This is a genomic window from Halobacillus litoralis (genome assembly GCF_004101865.1).
Taxonomy (GTDB): domain Bacteria; phylum Bacillota; class Bacilli; order Bacillales; family Halobacillaceae; genus Halobacillus; species Halobacillus litoralis_A.
The window spans coordinates 147,292-167,359 of the sequence record NZ_CP026118.1 but is presented as its reverse complement, the minus strand read 5'-3'; the positions used below and the strand labels follow the sequence as shown (position 1 = coordinate 167,359).

At 41.9% G+C, this 20,068-nt stretch carries 17 protein-coding genes; 2 read left to right on the top strand and 15 right to left on the bottom strand.

Annotation, left to right across the window (positions count from 1 at the left end):
- The first annotated feature begins 27 nt into the window (after positions 1 to 27).
- Positions 28 to 744, top strand: a complete 717-nt coding sequence (locus tag HLI_RS00900) for a SurA N-terminal domain-containing protein (protein ID WP_128522623.1) — start codon at positions 28 to 30, stop codon at positions 742 to 744.
- Positions 745 to 946: 202 nt separating this feature from the next.
- Here the strand turns inward: HLI_RS00900 and HLI_RS00895 are convergent, their stop codons facing one another.
- From HLI_RS00895 to HLI_RS00885, 3 genes are all read right to left on the bottom strand, one after another.
- Positions 947 to 4,534: a dynamin family protein gene (locus HLI_RS00895; protein WP_128522622.1), complete on the bottom strand. Its 3,588-nt coding sequence runs from the start codon at positions 4,532 to 4,534 to the stop codon at positions 947 to 949.
- Positions 4,535 to 4,692: 158 nt separating this feature from the next.
- Positions 4,693 to 6,378: an alpha/beta fold hydrolase gene (locus tag HLI_RS00890; protein WP_164908436.1), complete on the bottom strand. Its 1,686-nt coding sequence runs from the start codon at positions 6,376 to 6,378 to the stop codon at positions 4,693 to 4,695.
- A gap of 5 nt (positions 6,379 to 6,383) precedes the next feature.
- Positions 6,384 to 7,355 (bottom strand): P1 family peptidase, encoded by a 972-nt coding sequence (locus HLI_RS00885; protein ID WP_128522620.1) that lies wholly within the window; start codon positions 7,353 to 7,355, stop codon positions 6,384 to 6,386.
- A gap of 82 nt (positions 7,356 to 7,437) precedes the next feature.
- On the opposite strand from HLI_RS00885, the gene HLI_RS00880 reads away from it, so the two are divergent.
- Complete coding sequence (locus tag HLI_RS00880; protein ID WP_128522619.1) at positions 7,438 to 7,713, top strand: acylphosphatase; 276 nt, start codon at positions 7,438 to 7,440, stop codon at positions 7,711 to 7,713.
- A 33-nt stretch (positions 7,714 to 7,746) separates the two neighbouring features.
- Here the strand turns inward: HLI_RS00880 and HLI_RS00875 are convergent, their stop codons facing one another.
- The 12 genes from HLI_RS00875 to HLI_RS00820 all read right to left on the bottom strand — a co-directional run bounded on the left by HLI_RS00875 (position 7,747) and on the right by HLI_RS00820 (position 20,067).
- The gene (locus HLI_RS00875) at positions 7,747 to 8,487 is read right to left on the bottom strand and encodes an SDR family oxidoreductase (protein WP_128522618.1); all 741 of its coding nucleotides are present in this window, start codon (positions 8,485 to 8,487) and stop codon (positions 7,747 to 7,749) included.
- Between the two features lie 144 nt (positions 8,488 to 8,631).
- A complete protein-coding gene (locus HLI_RS00870) occupies positions 8,632 to 8,871 on the bottom strand; it encodes a ferredoxin family protein (RefSeq protein WP_128522617.1) in 240 nt (79 codons plus the stop codon).
- A gap of 180 nt (positions 8,872 to 9,051) precedes the next feature.
- Positions 9,052 to 9,600 carry a histidine phosphatase family protein gene (locus HLI_RS00865; protein WP_128522616.1) on the bottom strand — a complete coding sequence of 183 codons (549 nt, stop codon included), beginning with the start codon at positions 9,598 to 9,600 and terminating at the stop codon, positions 9,052 to 9,054.
- 71 nt (positions 9,601 to 9,671) lie between these two features.
- Positions 9,672 to 11,279 (bottom strand): amidohydrolase, encoded by a 1,608-nt coding sequence (locus tag HLI_RS00860; protein ID WP_128522615.1) that lies wholly within the window; start codon positions 11,277 to 11,279, stop codon positions 9,672 to 9,674.
- Positions 11,280 to 11,412: 133 nt separating this feature from the next.
- The gene (locus HLI_RS00855; RefSeq protein WP_128522614.1) at positions 11,413 to 11,628 is read right to left on the bottom strand and encodes a DUF6501 family protein; all 216 of its coding nucleotides are present in this window, start codon (positions 11,626 to 11,628) and stop codon (positions 11,413 to 11,415) included.
- Between the two features lie 76 nt (positions 11,629 to 11,704).
- On the bottom strand, positions 11,705 to 12,310 hold the full coding sequence (locus tag HLI_RS00850; RefSeq protein WP_128526778.1) for an alpha/beta hydrolase: 606 nt from the start codon (positions 12,308 to 12,310) through the stop codon (positions 11,705 to 11,707).
- Between the two features lie 108 nt (positions 12,311 to 12,418).
- Positions 12,419 to 13,459: an AbrB family transcriptional regulator gene (locus HLI_RS00845; RefSeq protein WP_128522613.1), complete on the bottom strand. Its 1,041-nt coding sequence runs from the start codon at positions 13,457 to 13,459 to the stop codon at positions 12,419 to 12,421.
- Positions 13,460 to 13,730: 271 nt separating this feature from the next.
- Positions 13,731 to 14,309, bottom strand: a complete 579-nt coding sequence (locus tag HLI_RS00840; protein WP_128522612.1) for a TetR/AcrR family transcriptional regulator — start codon at positions 14,307 to 14,309, stop codon at positions 13,731 to 13,733.
- A 71-nt stretch (positions 14,310 to 14,380) separates the two neighbouring features.
- A complete protein-coding gene (msrB, locus tag HLI_RS00835) occupies positions 14,381 to 15,343 on the bottom strand; it encodes a peptide-methionine (R)-S-oxide reductase MsrB (protein WP_128522611.1) in 963 nt (320 codons plus the stop codon).
- A gap of 95 nt (positions 15,344 to 15,438) precedes the next feature.
- Positions 15,439 to 15,954, bottom strand: a complete 516-nt coding sequence (gene vrrA / locus HLI_RS00830; protein WP_128522610.1) for a VrrA/YqfQ family protein — start codon at positions 15,952 to 15,954, stop codon at positions 15,439 to 15,441.
- A gap of 47 nt (positions 15,955 to 16,001) precedes the next feature.
- Positions 16,002 to 16,706: a uracil-DNA glycosylase gene (locus tag HLI_RS00825; RefSeq protein ID WP_128522609.1), complete on the bottom strand. Its 705-nt coding sequence runs from the start codon at positions 16,704 to 16,706 to the stop codon at positions 16,002 to 16,004.
- Between the two features lie 244 nt (positions 16,707 to 16,950).
- Positions 16,951 to 20,067: an AAA family ATPase gene (locus HLI_RS00820; protein ID WP_128522608.1), complete on the bottom strand. Its 3,117-nt coding sequence runs from the start codon at positions 20,065 to 20,067 to the stop codon at positions 16,951 to 16,953.
- Position 20,068: the final 1 nt, after the last annotated feature.

Here is a 20,068-nt window from a genome sequence, read left to right as displayed (position 1 = left end):
AACTTAATACAAAAGGAGAAAACAGCTATGAAAAAAACGTTTTTGATTGTGCTGATCGGTTTTCTCGTGACCATCGGTTTAGCTGCATGCTCGAATTCTGATGATGAATCCGCTGAAGGTAATAATGAAGAAACCGAACAAGAAAATAGCGGACAATCGGATGAAACAGCAAATGAAGAGGAAGCAACTGGGCCAGTAGCTGTTGTAAACGGTGAAGAGCTATCCCGAGAGGAGTTCAACCAGCAGTTGGACATCATGAAGCAACAGTACGAACAGTATGGCATGGATATTGAGGGTCAAGAGGACCAAATCAAACAATCGGTCGTCGATCAAATGATTGGAGCAGAACTTCTCAGTCAAAAAGCTGAAGAAGCAGATATTGAGATTTCCAGTGAAGAAGTCGATCAAAGATATGAAGAAATGACCGGTCAATTCGAGAATGAAGAACAGTTGCAAGCCGCCCTGGATGAAAATAACACTACAGAAGAAGAACTGAAAGAGCAGGTCAAACTTCAGATGAAAGTTGATGAATATATCGCTGGGGAAACAGAAGAAACTGAAGTGACAGAAGAAGAACTGCAGACCCAATACGATACCTTAAAAGAACAGCAAGAGGATGTAGGATCATTTGAAGAAGTGAAACCTACACTTGAGCAGCAATTGAAAACGCAAAAAGAACAAGAACAAGTCACAAAGCTTGTTGAAAAACTACGCGAAGAAGCCGATGTCGAAGTCAAAATATAAGATTCACCAAATAGAGCCCTGATAAAGGGTTCTTTTTATTTTTCATATGACTGCCTGTGAGATCTTTTGCTCTCAAAAGAAAATCCACCACTATGTTCACTCTAATTCTTCAGCACAAAAAAAGTCCCCAGTCTAAGGAGGAGGAAGAAATCCTTAGAATGGGGTTTTTTCGCTTAACTCATTTTATGAAGAAAAGAATCGTTTAGAACAGTTGCTGATAAATTTTTTCCAATGACGAAGGATCAATTGGATGTTCCATATTGTGCAGCAAATTATTGAAAACAACGCCGACTTGTTTCTCCCATTCTGCAGCAGAATATTGATAAGTTTGTTCCCACTGATTAATATAATGAGAGCTCAATATTCCGGATAACTGTTGCAGCTCCTGGGAAAGTACTGGTGAAGCAGACGCACTCAAGTGGTCCTTTACCATTTCCTTTTCATTCTTTTCAAAGAATGACTTTGTATTTCTGAATCCCTTCAACGCAAGGTCTTTTTGTTTCTTGTCGATGGTGACTTCACCTTCAATAGTAGGCAGTGGCAGAGAAGGTTTTTCTTCTTGATTCAGCTTCAATGCTGGTCGGATTGTTCGAAGATCTTCTTCCAATCTCCTCCGCGATTGATCAAGGACCTCCTCGATGGTCCGTTCCAATCTTACACAAACAGCTTTTGTTTCCTGGACCATTTCAAAGTTTATTTCAACAAGTAATTGCTCAAGAGCTCCTTTGAATTGATCTTTGACATCCTGCTCTTTCCCATTGATTGTAGCCGGATTGAAATGTCGTTTGAAAAAGTCGGTGAAGTTCAACATCATTCGTTCATGCACATAATACATCTGTTTTTCCGCTTTATTCTGAATCGTATCGATCGCCCCGGCGTCATACCGATTCTCAAAAAGGTTCAGAGCTGATTCTTTTTCTTCCATCAACTCTTCTTTCTGATGCTGCCGTTCTTTTTCATCAAGCCTGCTTGTATGAATGAAATGGGCAATCATTTCTTTTACTTGTGATAAATCGGTTTCGATCGACTGAATAAGCATCTGAGCCAGTTCCTCTTCCAAAAATTCATGGAATGTGTCTTCAAAGGAGGTGATTCCTGAATTAAGCTCGATGTTAGATCGCTTTTCTTGTAATGCATGTAAACTTGAAACCGAGAACAAGCGTGGCTGGCGAATCTGAAATTCGCTCAGTTCATCCTTGATATAATTTTCGACCTGGTGAAGCTCATCTTCTGATGAAGCCAAATCTGCTGCATTTACGATGAAAAACATCTTATCCATTGCGAAACTGTCTTTTACTCTTCCTAATTGCTTTAAGAACTTTTGATCAGCATGGGAAAAAGGATGATTGTAATAAGTCACAAATAAAACTGCATCGGAATCTTTGATATATTCAAAACTGACATCGGTGTGTCTGGCATTAACAGAATCCGCTCCCGGTGTATCGACAAGGGTGATTCCGGCTTGTGTCCAGGTGCAATCATAATACAATTCCATCTCTTCGATGAAGCAGGATTTGTGTTCTTCAGCTACATAAGAGGCAAAGTCTTTCCAGGGTACTGCAACACTTTTTCCCAAGGAAGACCGCATCGATTCATACCCCTTTATAAAGGCTCGCAGAAAGGTATGCTGCTTCTGATCCAGGTGATTCCAGTCATTCTCTGGAAGCTGCCCGGCCTCTTCGAAAACCTCATGTAAGCTGTCGCATCCAATCTGGAGATTACTTAAAATCGGCTCCAGGTCTTCAAGAAGTTGATGTTCGCTTTTAATTTGAGCTTCAATGGTTTTGTCAGGTTGTTTCTCTGTTGGTGGTGAAATTTTATTAATCGTCGCAGTGGTCGGATTCGGTGATACAGGCAATACCTGATCTCCCAGGAGTGCATTTGCAAACGAAGATTTCCCTGCACTGAATGCTCCGAACAAAGCAATCGTATAATGCCTGTTCTCTAACCGTTGTTGTTTCTGCACCAATTGATGGTACAGACCCTCCAGACCTTCAATGGAACGGATTGATGTTAAAGTTGCTCGGACTTTGTCTAGTGTTGTTTGTACAGAATGGGCAGCATTCATTCGTTCTTTTACAACGGATTCCTCTCTCTTTTTCTCTTCGCTTTGTATGTTTGGGACATCTTCAATGGACTTGGTTACGACTTGCTCATTTCTCTGTCTTAAATCTTCCATCGCTTGCTCAGAGGCTGAAGGAGCACCCTCGGAATAAAATCGATCCTGTAACTCTTTCTTGTAGGTCCGAAGTTCTTTTTCTATTTTCACAAGTTCTTCTTCAATGCCTTCTTTTTCTTCCAGCATTTGAAGATGGAGATGGTGATCAGCTTGCAGCTTCTGTTGCTGCTGTTTAATTTCGGTTAAGAAATCCGCTTGCCATGAACGGATAAATTGCCGCATGGCCTGTTGGATATCTTTAGCTACTTGATCGGTGTACCGGAGGATGTAAGGTCCTGTCACTTCCGCTCCCGATTCGACAAGCTTATGCAGGCGCTCTTTCGGATAGTTGAAATCAACAGCATGTACCTTTGCGAGTAACTCTGTATCGGCAACGGAATATTGATCCATCGTTTTGAGCATCCGATCTCTTAATGGCCACTTCAAATTCTGCTCGATAGAACCTTGCAGCGCTTCATAGAATGCATCTTCCCTAGCTTTTCGTTCCTCTTCTGTTTTTTTTCGGGAAAAAATGACCCCGATTTTAAAATTAGGTCGGAGAGACTCCAAATACCTTTCTGCATATTCTCTCAACCCACTTGGCATAAGATAGGCATTTGAGATGAAAGAGTATACTTGCGCTTCAAATGCCTCCTCTGCTTCCTGATCAAGTTGCTGGTTCCTGCGAAGTTTATACTCATCTATAGGACTTTCAGCTAATTGTTGTGAAATGGATTCTTTTCTGTCTATCAAGGCTTCCTGTTGACTTTGAAACTCTTCTTCGAACTGACGGACACTTTCGTCAATGATCACTTCCGCTTCCATTTCCGCCTGTGCTGCTATCGTTTCGGGAGCGCGCTTAAACAAGTCCTCGAAGTCATCTTTCAGACGGAAGTATTCATTCTTTTCATGGGAGAAATCTCTCATTGACGTGAAATAAATCGTGCTTGGAACAATTCTCCACTGCTCCAAAGCCATTTCGACACTTTCTTTATATTGATCGAATGAGAGCTCATCTTCAACATGTTTATCAACCTGATTAATGATGATTGAAAAAGGTATTCTCCGCTTTTGCATTTCTGATAGAAACATCAAATTCACTTCAGATTGAACATGGTTATAGTCCATGACATAAAAGATATAATCCATGAGATGCAGCGAAGATTCCGTAATCAATCGGTCCGCGTCATTTGTCGAGTCAACACCCGGGGTATCTATGACTGATACATGGGGGGGAAGGTTTCCCTGGGGACGGCTGATTTCTAATCCTGTAACGACTTCACCGTCTTTGCATAAAGATTTAATGGTTTCGATGTCTGTCTCGCCTTCGTACTTGACAGGTAGTCCTTTTTGGAAGTTCGCTACCGTATAGGGTGAGCCTGTTTTTAAACGGACGATATTCGCACTGGTAGGTATAGGGCTGGATGGAAGCAGGTCATCTGCTAGCAAGGTATTGATCACCGTTGATTTACCTGCAGAAAAATGGCCGGCAAAACCTATCCTCATATCTTGATTCGCCACTTTATCTATTAAATCCAATATTTTATTTTGATTGACCTCATCATTTTTCTCTTTTAAAGCAACATATAAGTTCTGAAATTTATCCAAATTGGTTTGTGTCATCGAAGGCATCAGTAATCTCCTTTTTCATCGTTAGTCCCTATCATTTTACTCTGAAGCTGCCTTTTGACTCAAGTATGACATTCATAAATAGCCAGAGCTGATCGATCGAACATCATTTACTGGTTGCTATATCTTTGGTGGGGCCGTTCAACCACTCCTGAATTATTTTAAGAAATCGCTTCATGCAGGTCTGGATGATGCAGAATATGGTTATGATCCGTCCCCTTAATAAACTGTACTTCATGGCCCCATTTTTCCTTCACCCAGTCCCTCAATTGTTCATGCTGGATGATTTCGTCTTTCTCCCCCACATAGATAGAGATGCGGTTTTCTATCCCCTCGAATATAGTAGAAGGGATGTGTTCCAAAAACCTTGATACTAGCAGACGGAAGCTCAAATGTAACCGGCCGCTATGGTGGAATTCGTCCGGTATCTCTGCGACTGTATGCTGGTTGAATCGATGAATGTTCATCTTGTGCAGAATCATCAGAAAAAATACTTTTTTATCATAGACTGTATAGTCCACATCGGTTCTAGGTTCAGGCTGTTCTGTCGCATCTTCGTGGTACACAGGCAAACGGGGATGGAAGAAAGGCGCAACAAATATGTACTCATCTGCAAGGAGTGGATTCTTCCTGATGAGGCGTAAGATGTTGGCACAACCCATGGAATGACCGATTAAAGTGATTTTTTCATATCCTTTTGCTTCGATAAAATGTATGAAATCGAACAAGTCATCATCAAATTGGCCGATGTAGCCGATATCTCCTCGGTTTTGAACATAACCTCGCAAAATCGGCAAGAATACATCAGCATTCCGCGTGCATGAAGATGCGAACTCCCTTTGATGGTCTAATTCTGCAGTAATTCCGTGAACGATAATGATCGCTTCATCGGCAGAGCTTCGGTGGGTAAAATTTACATACTGTTGTGTGGAGAAGTCTCTGGCTGTGAATTTCGACCACATCGTCTGTATCATTTTTTTTCTACTCCTTTTTTGTAGATAGTCATAAAAGTCCCTGACAGGGAGATCGTTTAAAAAACGCTGTTCAATTCCTGTCATATAGTGAGGAGATAAGTATTTGGAACCTCCCCGATGGATCTCTGAAGCATAGTGTAAAGGTGGGGTAAGATCATCTTTTTTGTCTAATACAGTAAATGACAATGCTTGAACCAATGTATCATCATTTAATATCAAGTCGACGACTGTAGGACGGTACCCACCCGTGTTGACTCCTTCACGCTGATACAAGTATTCTAAGGCATTTTCAGATATTTCATACACTACCCCCTCGACTGAATGACCTGTGTCTTCAATGATATCTGCACGTCCCCCGTCTGAGAGGTGGTGGGAAAATCCTAAACGGTAATGCTCCAATTCTCCCTTACCCTTCAACTCAGTAAAAAGATGGTCTACTTTATGTTCAGTGAAACGGACGTGATCCATACATGATCCGTAAGCGAAGTAATAAATAAAAGGATCGGCTGTCATTTGATGAACTTTCCAATCATTGAAAGGCACATGCGTTCCTTCGGTGGCATGCGGCCAATAATAGACAAATGCTTCAACATCACCCTTTTCTGTCCCCACCAGGGCGGACTCTCTTTTAAATAGAGGTTCTTTTGAAGTATGCCCTTCTAAAAAATCCAAGTGTTCCAGCGTGTTCTCGTTTAATTCATACAATTCACCATAAGTGATAGACGTATCATCTTTTATGAGTAGCGGGTAGTAGCTGGATCCGGTATAAAGACTTCCCGCTGTCCAGGCTTGTTCGGCATATAAAACTGCCTCATTTAATAAATCATGGTTTTTCTGATGTTTGCATAAGGACCCATAAACAAAAACGTACAATTTTTTCACCTCTTTTTAAGAATATCTGAAGCAGAAACTAAATCATTCTGTGATGCAGCGGACTTCACAGCATTTATGACCGCTTTTTCAACGACTTTATTCGCCAGAGCACTCAAGGCATTCAAATCACACTCCACCCCACCTGTTGCTAAAGTGAAAAGTGTGTCCCCATCAATAAAAGTATGAGAAGGCCTGATCGTCCTCGCCAGCCCATCATGAGCAATGGAGGAAAGTTTATTCGCTTCAGATTTATGTAGCTTTGCGTTCGTCAATACTGCTCCAATAGTGGTGTTCTCACGGAATCGATTAGTCTGTGATTGATCGATTCGATTTATGATTTGCTCTTCTGTATTTAAGAAGCGTCCAGCATTTTGCAGACCGGCTATGACTTCACCGGTATTCGGATCTACGACATCACCGAAACAATTGACAGCCACTACAGCTCCCACTTTGAGATCCCCTACAGAATATGCACAACTTCCTATTCCGCCCTTCATACTGTGTTTCCGGCCAAGAGCTTTACCTACCGCCGCCCCCGCACCTGCACCGTAATTCCCAGCTTTGAAACCAGGAATCTTCCAGGCAATTTCAGAAGCGCGATACCCCATTTCCTTGTCGGGGCGTATGTTCGCGCGTCCTTCAATTAAATCAAAAAGGATGGCCCCTGGAACAATCGGTACTCTTGTGACTCGGACATCAAAACCGACGTCGTTTTCTTCCAGGAACTTCATCACACCAGAGCCAACATCCAAACCGAAAGCACTGCCACCTGCTAAAAAGATCCCATGAACTTCCTGGACGAGGTTTTCAGACTGCAGCAGGTCCGTTTCTCTCGTTCCCGGTGCTCCACCACGGACATCCACTCCTGCAACGGCCCCATTTTCACAAAGAATGACCGTACATCCTGTATGGCCCTCCGGATCTTCTTTTTGACCAATGGAAAACCCATTTATATCGTTTATATGTATCGATTTCATGAACAGAAACTCCTTTTTTTATGTTTGTAAGATCTGCTTACAGGGGAATCATGAAATTGTATGAGAGAGGAGGTACTTGACGATGGAAAGAAAACAAATAACAGTCCATGGCCGCGTTCAAGGCGTCGGCTTCCGGGCAGCGACAAAGCAAGTAGCAGATCAAATCGGGATTTATGGGCTTGTGAAAAACCAGCCCGATGGTACCGTATTGATAGAAGCAGAAGGGCCGACTGATCAGCTCAGCAGGTTCATAAAGGAAATTGAAGATGGACCGACACCCTTCAGTAAAGTAAAAAACATGGATGTTCAAGAAAAAGATCAACTGGATAACCATAAAAAATTCAAAGTTGTCCAATAAAGATGACCGCAGTTTACTGCGGTCATCCATTTTTTATTTTTGGTGCATCGGCCGCACAATCACTTCATTCACATTAACATAAGATGGCTGGGTGACAGCATAAGCGACGGCTCTCGCGATATCATCAGCTTCAAGCGGATCCATACTTCTGTCTTTGAACATGTCAATGACATCACCATCTGTAATATGTTCAGTAAGTTCTGTATCGACCGCTCCTGGAGAAATGTTAGTCACACGGACTCCAGACCTGGATAATTCTTTTTCCATTCCCATCGATAATGCTTTCACTGCATATTTGGTCGCACTATATACGGTGCTGGAAGGGAAAACTTCATGGCCGGCAACAGATGAAACGTTGACGATGTGGCCCGCTTCCTGTTCGAGCATCGCAGGCAGACATGCATGTATACCGAATAAGACCCCTTTGATATTAACATCAACCATTTGTTCCCATTCATCAACATGATCATTTTTCAAAAAGGATAAGAGCATAACACCTGCATTGTTCACTAAAATGTCTACTCGCCCATAAGCGGACTTCGTTTCTTCTATAAGATTTTCTACATCTTCCCTTTTGGTGACATCTGTTTCCACGACTTTAGCTTCTACTCCATGTTGTTCTGCGATCTCCTCAGCAAGATCTTTCAACTTGTCCGCTCTTCTAGCTGCTAAAACAACATTCGTGCCTTCATTCGCCAGCTGATGGGCAATGGCTTTTCCAATTCCGCTGCTAGCCCCTGTAATAATGGCTGATTGATTATTTAAGCTTGTCATAGATACTCCTCCCTTAATATAGTCCTCTTTGTATCTACCCTGAATAGAGGATTCCTATACATTCAGTCGTTGTCTATCATAAGTTCCATAAGTACATATACGAAAAAACCGCCCCATGTGTAGGACGGTTTTCTAATATGTTCATTACTGTTCTTCAAAGAACTTCCGGTTCATTTCGATGTATGGCGTTTCTTTTTCTGGTACCTCATCTTCGATATAAATCGCTTCAACCGGACAAACAGCTTCACATGCACCACAATCTATGCAAATCGCAGGATCGATATAAAACATATCTTTCCCTTCTTCGATACAATCTACTGGACACACATCGACACATTCCCCGGATTTCTCCTCTTTACATGGGGATGTAATAACAAATGCCATCGATTTTCTCCTCCTTCATGTTGGATTCGAGTGCTTATACAACTACCATTCACTTTTATCGGCAAAGATAAACACCACAATATATAATAACGATTTTATAGAAAAATCGCAATTCCTTCAATGGTTCGACTATTTTTGCGCGTAAGTTGAAAGAAAAGGGGAGACTGAAGATTTCCCACTTCAGTCTTCCCAAATTCTTTCAACTATATATTCTCCGCCCTGTTTTTGGATTAAATAAACATCCGGGCGAGAGAGGCGTTTCCAATCGTAAAAACCGATTTCCCGATTATACTTTTGCAAAAGTAAGGCAAGTAAATTTCCATGCGTGACGAGGAGGACATTCCCACAGTCCTGACTCTCTAGTTCATCTATGAGAGTCACAACTCTTTTCTTCGCTTCCTGTGAAGATTCTCCACCAGTCAATTTCAGATCAGGATCTTGAAAGGTGTCATGGAGGACTTCTTCCCAATCATCAATGGGTTCATGACTCAGCACCCGTTCTTCCAGCCGTTCGTCTTTCTCAATGTCGATCCCTTTATTTCTGGCGAAAGGTTTGATCGTTTCTACGGCCCTTAAATAAGGACTTGAGATAATCCGGTTGACTTCATAGCTAGCTTGATCCAAGAAATTAGCCAGCGTTTGAGCTTGCCTGATTCCTAGTTTCGTCAAGGGTGAATCTTCATGCTGTCCTTCAGTTTCACTGTGGCGTACTAAAATTAGTTTGTCCATACGGACCCATCCTCCCCTTTCCATCACCTTATATCCATTATGGCTGATGGAAGGAGTGTTGACAAGGAAAGCTAAGAAATATCATCATTTTTATACACTCGTTTTCCTCTATGCCATGTTTCAAGCACCTCGATTTGAGCCAAGTCAGCTGGATCGACTTCCTGAGGGTGCCTGTCCAATAAAATGAAATCTGCCTGATAACCAGATTCTATCATTCCCTTGTTCCCCTCCCTGTATTCCAGTGCTGCAGGGGTTTTTGTAAATCCTATAAAAGCTTCTTCTACCGTTAGTTTTTCCTGGGGAATCCATCCCCCTTCAGGTTTCCCATTAAGATCTGTGCGGTTAACCGCAGCAAATATCGTTACCCACGGGTTTAATGCACCGATCGGCAAGTCTGAACTCAGAGTCAGGGGAATATGGTCTTTTTGTAAACTGCGAAAAGGATCACAGTAAGGGAGAAGTTCATCTGGTGACCAGTTTTGTTTCTTATCCCATTCTTCTAATAAAAATGAAGGCTGTGTTTCAATATAAGGTTTCAATCTTCTTAAGCGGTCAATTAAATCTGGTGCAAGGGTTTGGGCATGGATGATTCTGTGACGCAGCGCACCGGTAGTTGCCGACGGCTGCTCCAACGCTGTCACAGCTTGCTCTACAGCTTTATCTCCGATCGCATGCATGGCTACTTGCATTCCGTTCTCACCTGCTGTACGGACTATGTCATTTAATTGGGCTTGCGTATAGACCAACAAACCTGCTTTTGATGGTTCCACTGGATAAGGATTCCTCATCGCAGCCGTATATAAGCGCTGGGTACCGTCTAAGAATATTTTCACTGCTCCAACCTTCACTTGTTTTGTTCCTTCACCTGACCTCTTCTGGTTATTGTTCAAGTATTCTCTTAAATCGTTTATGTTAAAGATATAATGGTGAAGATGCACATCAAAAGGCAGGTCCCCTTCCTCTTCCAATTCTGTATAGGCATTCCACAGCCTGTCATAGGAACCGATGAAATTGATGTCATCCGTATGGAACGAAGTGACTCCATGCTCACTTAATTTAGGGGCTGCTTTTCTTAATGCTTCTTTCGCATCTTCGGTGGAGCGCCCCCAGAAATGGCGTTTGATGTAATGGACAGCTGTATCTTTGAAACGTCCGTTCCACTGGCCGTCCGCGTTTTTTTCTTTGAATTCCTCCGGCTCTTTCTTGAAATCTTCTTCTTTTTTCAATAACTCTATCGCTTTTTCACTTATCACACATTCATGACCATCTTGGTGCATGAAATACATATAGGCATTTACTTGGATTTCATTCAAGTCATCAGCGGTCAGAAGGTGGTCGATATCTTCAAACTGGTCGTCATTGAACCCTTTTCCATAAACCCAATCATATTGCTCTAATTCACTATAATGATTTTCTATCAGGACTTTCATTTCTTCCCAACTGGTAACTTCTGTAAAATCAAGTTCTTTTTTCAACAGGCCATACCGCAAAAAATGCATATGACTATCATTAAATGATGAACATAGCACTTTACCATCCCCGTTGATGGTTTCCTCTTTCCCTTCATAAGGTGAGGAATGGATCTTCTTTATTTGCTCACCTTCGATCTCTACGGCATACTTCTGATTTTGATTAAATGACCGATAAGGCTGAAATATCCTTACATTTTCCAATATCATGACAGTTCCGTCCTTTCGGTAATACATTCATATTTCATTAACCGCCTTTTACCAATGGTAAACATGCCCCCATTGAACTTGTCCTATTCCAGCACTAGAGAATCAAAAAGAGCTGACGGGGGGAAATTCCCTATCAGCTCTCTGCGTGTATTTCTTTGAAGTAATTTTTATAAAAACCACCCATACGTCCGGTGTTGTCAATGACAAAGTAAAACTCTTCACTTTCATTTTTAACATCGTATACTTTACCAGGTGTCAAAACATTGTTGACAACGAACTTCTCTGCATCATTGTGGACACATTCAATCTGTTTTATTGTTTCATTCTCTTCCCAAGTTTTATGGATCATCCAAAACCCCTCCTAGTTTCCTGCGTGTGTTCTTATCATACAACGAAAGAAAGCTGGACTCAATATGAGAGGATCGTTAAAAATTATCCTTGTACCATCCTGCAGCTGCCTTCACTTCATTTTCTGTAAGGCGGTGTCCCATTTGCTCCCACTGTTCGGTGACTTCTGCTCCAGCTTCAGAAAGCAGTTTTTTCAAATCGACTGTTTCTTGAGCTGAACAGATCGGGTCGTTTTCTCCAGCTCCGATGAATACGGGAAGCCCATTTAATCCAGGGATGTCTATGCCTCTGCGTGGCACCATCGGATGGAATAGGACAGCTCCCCGCAAACTGTTTTCATAATGGAACAGTAAACTGCCTGCGATATTCGCTCCATTTGAATATCCGACAGCAATCACGTTTGAGCGATCAAACTTGTATTCTTCTGCAGCTTCCGATATGAATGTGTTTAATTCTTTAGTGCGTTCTATCAAATCTTCTTCATCAAAGACCCCTTCACGTAGACGTTTGAAGAATCGAGGCATACCATTTTCAGATACATTCCCACGGACGGATAAAACTGATGCTTCAGGGTCGATCATTTCCGCAATGGGTAACAGATCTTGTTCTGTCCCTCCTGTTCCATGGAGAAGAAGAAGCACCTTCTCACTATTTCCACTGCCCTTTTGAAAAATGTGTTTCATAAGCATAATAAATGAACCTCCTACAGACTTGTTTACATAATAATATTCAAGTAACTTTACTGGATTGTTCAGCCTTATTTTATCTTTAATTCGAGATAGTGTCAAAGGTCAGCCATTTAGATAAGTCTTGTATTTTTGAAATATTATTGGCAGAACAAGAATGATGGTCAGTAACCGTATCGTTTGTAATGAACTGACAATCGCTGGCTGGCCTCCTGTTTGTTCTGCTGTGATTGCCATCTCTACTAAACCCCCCGGGGCTAACGACAACACCGCTGTAATGATGTCCATCCCGGTCCAGGCTGCCAGTAAAAAAGATAAACCGATGCCGAGGACAATCATAAAGATCGCCAAAGTTAAAAAATAAAGACATGTTTTCCCTGCTTTTATTATGTCACCTAAAGATATCGTGTGCCCTAGAAAAGTTCCAATCAGTAACTGAGCCAAAACGAATAGGAAATCTGGTAACTGAAAAAAAGTCAGGCCCACCGTCTGTAAGAAACCGATCAGCAGCATTGGGACGATGACTAAAGAAGCAGGAATACGATGCTGCCATTTCCAGCCCAGGGCAAAAGCGAATAAATAGATGAGAATCGTCCACATGGAACCGTCATTCACCGTCAGGGTATGCGGTTCAACAGCTGCACTAGAAGATTCACTTAACATATGCGTGACAAAGAAAGGTAAAATGAATAGCACGCTCAAAAGTCTCAATGTATGAAAAATCGTGACAAGCGCACTATTTCCATTTAATGATTCACTTACGGCGATCATTGCAGATAGACCCCCTGGGGAACTGCCCACAAGACTCGTTGTTTTGTCTATTGACGTCATTTTTGATATGTACAACCCGATCATCAAACTTACAAAAATCATAAAAAGCGAGAGTATCGTATAAGGTACCAGATAGGGAACAATGTATGTAAAGGTGTGAGAAGAAAAAGTAAGCCCGATTTGGATACCAAGCAGTGTAAATGCAAGGTCCCTGGCCCCTGGCAGCACCTTCGATTCAGCTTTTCCAAAAAATTTCATAAAAATAATGGTAGTGACAGGCCCTAAAATCCAGGGAATAGGCACGTGTAATAAGGAAAAAAGCCAACCGCCCAACCAAGCAATCGAATAGGTGAGATACATGGAGCGACTCTTCAACAACTTCCCTCCTTTCAAAAAATCAGTGCCTATTACTATAATGAAATGTCATTATGGACTAGTGGTTTTAGGGAGACGACGCGATATAGAAGAAATATATTCATATACAGGTGCGGTGATGATCGCAAGCGGAACGACTAAAATCGGGAAGATCTCCACTCAGACCAATCTATCTGGAAGATGAAGAATCCTTTCCCTTATGGATTACTGACCGAATTGCACAACCCCTTGCAATTGGAGAAAAGCCGCTTCCTTTTATAAGGATAGCGGCTTAATCTTTCCTATTCAAAATTCCATGTTCAATCATATTAAACAATTGAGTGGCCATAACCTGGACACCCATTTTTTGACGATTTGGAAATAGAATCGAATGGAAAATCAAGTCACCAATCAGTCCTTCATCCGCTTCTGTTTCCCATATCTTCTGCTCTTTCGCTTCCCGGATCCATACCATCATCTCTTCATAAGTAATCATCAGATCCTCATGCAGTTCTTTTTTGTAAAACATCGCTAAATTTTTATCACTGGATTGCAGTTCACGTATCATTTGATCGATATGATGAATTTGTGCATGTTCCAATAAAACAAGGAGGAGTTGATATAACTTGTCATTCGGTGGATCATCCAAAGGGATGTCCTTTATTTTTCGACCCATTTCGTCCATCATAGCCTTCATATATGCAAGGATGAGCTCATCTTTATTGTCATAATATTCATAGAGAGTACTTCGACTTACTTCTAACATCACGGCCAGCTTCTTGAAGTGAACGCCTTTGATCCCTTCCTCACGTAAAACTTCACCTGTGACCGTCATGATTTCTTCTTTCGACAATATCCGTTTTCTACCCAAAGCTGTTCCTCCTCATCCCTCTTCTATTATAGCATGAGAGGAGCTGCCTATCTATTTTCTAAATCTGTGTTTCATTCAAACATATAGGTCAGATAACCATACCCTTTCTGCTCCATTTCACCTTTTGGAATAAATTCGAGAGCGGCCGAGTTGATACAGTATCGAAGACCACCTTGCTCCCTAGGCCCATCATCGAATAAATGACCTAAATGAGAATCCGCACTGTCACTCCTTACCTCTGTCCGGAACATACCATGAGAGGTATCAACTTCTTCTTTCACCTGTTGTTTTTCAATCGGTTTTGTGAAGCTCGGCCAGCCACATCCCGCATCATATTTGTCTTTAGAACTGAATAGCGGCTCTTTGGAAACAATATCTACGTAAATACCTTCTTCCTCATAGTCATGATAGTCGTTTTGAAAAGGACGTTCTGTCGCATTCTCCTGAGTCACTTTATATTGTACATCAGTCAGACGTTTTTTAAGCTCTTCCTGGTTTTTTGGATAGCTCCAGCGATCTTTGATGAAATCTGCTCGTCCGGATCCTTTCTTATACCGCTTATAATGAAAAGCGTTCTTTTTATAATAGTCTTGATGTTTGTCCTCTGCTGGGTAAAAAGTTTCTGCTGGTAAGACTTCAGTGACAATCGGTTTTTTAAAGATTCCGGAATTCTCTACTTGTTTTTTGCTTTCTTCAGCTATCTCTCTCTGTTGTTCGCTATGGTAATAGATTGCTGTTGTATAGGACTTCCCTCGATCAGCAAACTGTCCACCGGCATCCGTAGGATCGATTTGCTTCCAAAAGAGGTCCACAAGTCGTTCATATGGAAAGATTGAAGGGGCGTATGTGATCTGAACCGCTTCCCGGTGTCCAGTGGTTTCAGTAATGACTTGTCTATAAGTCGGGTTCTCTGTATGTCCACCGGTATAACCAGATACAATCGACTCAATGCCGGGCCTTTCATCGAAGGGCTCGACCATACACCAAAAACACCCGCCTGCGAATGTTGCCGTTTCTAATTGTTGTTGATTCATATTAAAACCTCCTCAAACGTAGGTTCTTCCTTTTATTATAGTTCATGTTCCTATTCTTGCTAATTCGCAAAAAAAAATCAAGCTACATGCACAGCCTAAATGTATAACCTGGGCTGTGATGCACCTTGACTTCTATTTTTCGATTGTCGGGAACTGGCTATACTGCTTGATTCCCTATCCCCAGAAATAGACTCTAGCTCTTCATCGGCTGAAGTCTCCTCTTCATCCGGTTCATTCATGATTTTCATCATATTGATCATTGCTGGAATATTCTTAAGCATTGGACCATATTGCTGCATCATTGGTGCAGCTGACTGCATTGCTTTCAATGCAGTTTGCATATGACCAAGCCATCCGGCACCTCCAGCTTTAGCTGCATTACCTGCTGCGCCCAAAACATTCGTGCCTAAACCTGAACCCCCTCCGAAGAAACCCGGAGTTCCAAGACCAGCGTTCCCCCACATCCCTGGAGCCCCAAAACCGCTGAGTCCCCCTCCTCCTGCATTCATGAATGGAGCGATGGACCTCATCATATTTTGAGGAGCTGCTGCTTGTTGAAAACCAGGAAATTGACCCATGGGAGGGAATGGTGGTTGACCTGTCGGAAACATAAAAACCCCTCCGAAACATTAGAATACTGTAGCATATGCCTGATTTTTCAACTGGTATGGGCGCTTCCCTCATCAGGTTTTGTGGGCAACCGCCAATCCACTGGCTTTTCACCGATGTCCATTAAAAATTGATTGGCTTTTGAAAAAGGACGGCTCCCGAAGAACCCTTTATGAGCAGCAAAAGGACTCGGATGTGAGGAAGTAAGGACCAAATGTTTACTTGTGTCTATCGAAGCCCCTTTTTTTTGCGCTTGTTTTCCCCATAGGAGGAAAACAAGCGGTCGCTCCCTTCGGTTCAAAGTTTCTATGACAGCATCCGTGAATTTCTCCCACCCGAGTCCTTTATGAGAATGCGCCTGGTGTGCTCTTACCGTCAACACATTATTAAGTAACAATACTCCCTCTTTGGCCCAATGAAGCAGATGGCCATGCTCAGGAGTCGGAAGGTCCAGATCATCTTCCAGTTCTTTATAAATATTCCTAAGAGAAGGTGGTATCTTCACCCCGGGCTGTACCGAGAAACTGAAGCCGTGCGCCTGTCCCTTTCCATGGTACGGGTCCTGCCCGATAATGACCACCTTCGTCTCACTGAAAGAGGTAGCCTGAAGCGCAGAGAAAATTTCATACATATTCGGATAGACGGTTTCATTCTGATATTCTTCTTTAAGTTTTTCTCGTAACCGAAGGTAATAAGGCTTTTCAAATTCTTCTTTCACGTGGAAATCCCAGTCATTATTTAATATCTTAATCATGCACACCTTCCTTCTGAAAAGACTGATTATATTTCCTATTTATTCGTGTTGATATTTCCCGGGCAAGCGCAAGATATGACAGGCCTCCATCCAAAGCGACGTCAGTAAATGACAGATAATAGCGAGAGTCCTCGATAGTTGTGAAAAATCGCTTAGCTTTTTGCGGATGATAGGCGCTTAATATTGATTTCCGAATATAACTGGGGAATATTGCTTCAAAACCCCCTGACTTTTAACCGGAAATTCACTGAAATACAAATGCGACCGTTGAACCTTTCGGGCCGGAATCAATCTGCAATTTCGCCGGTATTTCTTCTTTCAATTGAGGCACATGAGAAATGATGCCCAGCATCCTGTTTCCATCCTGCAAACTGCGGAGGCAACCGATGGCTTGCTCCAGCGATAGTTCATCCAACGTTCCAAATCCTTCATCGATGAATAATGTATCAAGCTGGACCCCGCCAGCATGGGATTGAACAACATCAGCCATACCTAAAGCAAGACTTAGAGAAGCTTTGAATCCCTCCCCGCCTGAGAGTGTTCTTACCGAGCGCTGTTGACCTGTATGGTGATCAATCACTTCCAGATCGAGTCCGCTTTGTGCTCCTCTTTTTGCAACAGCATCACTCCGTATAAGCTGGTAGCGGTGGTCAGTCATTTGATCTAAACGCAGATTAGCCTGTACCAATATTTCATCCAGAAATGAAGCTAGGACATAGCGTTCCAATGATAGACGAAGATGATTATCCCCACTGGCGAGCTGTGATAATTCTGCAATATCATAATACTGTGCTGCCAATTCACCCTGGTCTTCCACAAGAGTAGCTACGTTATCTTGGATGGTGTGGTTTTGTCGCAAGGAAATATTCATTTCATTCAATTTTTCCTGTTGGGTGGTCAAGGTCTCATAAATGTCCTTCCATTCTTGTTCAATCTCTTTAATATCAGGTTTTGATTGATGCTCCAGTTTCCTGTCAAGTTCGCTCAATCGTGCAGCAACAAGGTCAATCCGCTTTTGGTAAACTTCTATTTTACTAGTTAAATCCTCTACTTCTTCTGTGGATTTAAGTGCTTTACGATATGATTCTACGGACGTAAAGGAAAATTGAACAAGCGTTTGATCAAATTCCTCTTCTCTTTGAGCCAGTGCCGTTTCAGCTTCTTGCAAATACTTGTCTCCCTCATTCACCATTGTCTGCATTTGATGAAATTCATCGCGTTTGTTTGTATATGATTTTTGTATTTCTTCCCAATCTTTCAATGCCTTTCGATATGCCTTCTCTTTATTTTTCACTTCGTCAGTGAGGACCTGTACATCCGTGGAGGAGAATGGATATTTTTCCTTCATCGTTTTATGATCGGATTCCAATGTAGTCAATTCCTGCTGTTTCTCATGAAATTCGTTACGGACCTTTTCAATGTTAACTTGGAGTTGTTGTTCCTTCTCCTCCAGATCATCCAATTGCTTAACTGCAGAGGAAATATCATTCGCTTTTTTCTCAAGCTCCTGACTGACTTTTTCCAACTCATTCAACTCTTTTTGACATTGCTTCATGGCTGTTGAGATTGCTTCATCATTCAAGTCTTCAACATGCTCTGCCAAATCTCTATACACTTTCTCGGTAATTTGCCTTTGGCTCTCTCCATCAGACTTCACTTTCACCGCATTGTCCTGAGCCTTTTGATACTCACGATCCGCCTTTTCGAACGTATGCTTTAAGTTCTCCAGCGCCTCCTCATCAATGATATTAGAAGGCCTTTCCGCATGAAAAGGGTGTTCTTTTGATCCACAGACAGGGCAGTGATCACCTGGCTCCAACTGCAAGGATAATGTGTATGCGTGATGTTTTCTGATTTCTTCTAAGGCAACTTCGTAAGCTTTTTTTGAATCTTCCTGTTTCTTTTTAATCTGTTGGAAGTGCTTCATGAATGTTTGATAATTCACGCGCAATTTTTTCAACTTTCCCCACTCTTCATCTAATTGACCAAGGCTCTGCATTCTGGTTTGAAGTCTTTGACGTTCTTCTTTTTTCTCAAATTGAGCTTGAGCAACCGTTCGCTCTTCCGCAGTCTTTGATCTCAGTTCTTTTTTCCTCTTTACGAGCTGTGCCTGCTCCGCCTGAAGTGATTCTGAATGCTTTTTCTTCTCTTCCGTAACTTTTTCAGCATGGTTAAGCTTATTTGCCAATTGAAGAAATTCATCCAGCTTGTTTTTTTCTTCAACTTTTTTATCCCATTCTACTTTTAACTGCTGCCGCTCTTCCTCTTTTTCCATTTCTGCTCTATATTTGTTTTCAAGCTCTTCGAAATCAGCTTTTACTTGAACTAATCTTTCCTCTTTTTCTTTCTGTTTCTTTTTCCACTGATTGAACTCCTGTTTACGCTCTTCGTATTGTTTTTCATAAGGGAAAACTTCTGCAGCGTTGTTCGCTAAGGAAACATCATGCTTTAATCGATCGATATGCTTCCTGTTTTCATCGAGCTCAGATTTCTCTTTAAGTAATGCATCCCTTTCCTCAAAAAGTTCAGCGGTTTGCTTCATTTCATAAAGCTGTTTTTGTAACTTGTCTGATTTTCGTCTTATATGATCTAAGTGTTCCTTTTCTTCTGAAACCAGCTTTTCTTGAGAGTCAATCCGTTGTTTAAGGCGTTCCCTTATTTTAGAGAGGTCTTCATTTTCTACTGCATGGTCACTGTCCATTCCCCACTGAATTTTGTTGATCTCCTGCTCAATTTTCCATTCGAATTGCTGAATTTCTTTTTCCAATTCTTTAGAATGTTTTTTGAAATAGTCCGTGAGTTGAGAGAAAAACTCCGTTTTAAATATTCTTTGTAGTATTTCTTCCCGCTCTTTACTATTTTCAGAGATGAGTTTCCGGAATTCCCCTTGTGGGATCATGATCATTTTTCTAAACTGTTCGTAATCAAGTCCCATGATCTCTTCAATATGCTCATTCACTTCTTTTATTTTAGAAGCAATCAGCTTTTCTGAATTCTCATGTGCCATATATAATTCTGCACGTGCCGGTTCTTCTTTCCAGCCCTCTCCCCGTTCTTTCTTCTTCTGTTGTTTAGGCATACGGACTACACGATACATTTTGCCGCGTAATTCGAATTGAAAATCTACATATGTAGGTTCGTCTGGATGGGCAAAATGACTTCGCATAGTATCCTGATCACGATCACTTCCGCTTGCACGACCATATAACGCGAAACACATCGCGTCGAAGATCGTAGTTTTACCTGCTCCAGTCGGACCTGTAATCAGAAAAATCGTTTCCTCGCCTAATAAGGTGAAATCTACGGTCTGTTTATCCCGGTATGGGCCGAATGCGCCCATGGTTATAGATAGAGCTTTCACC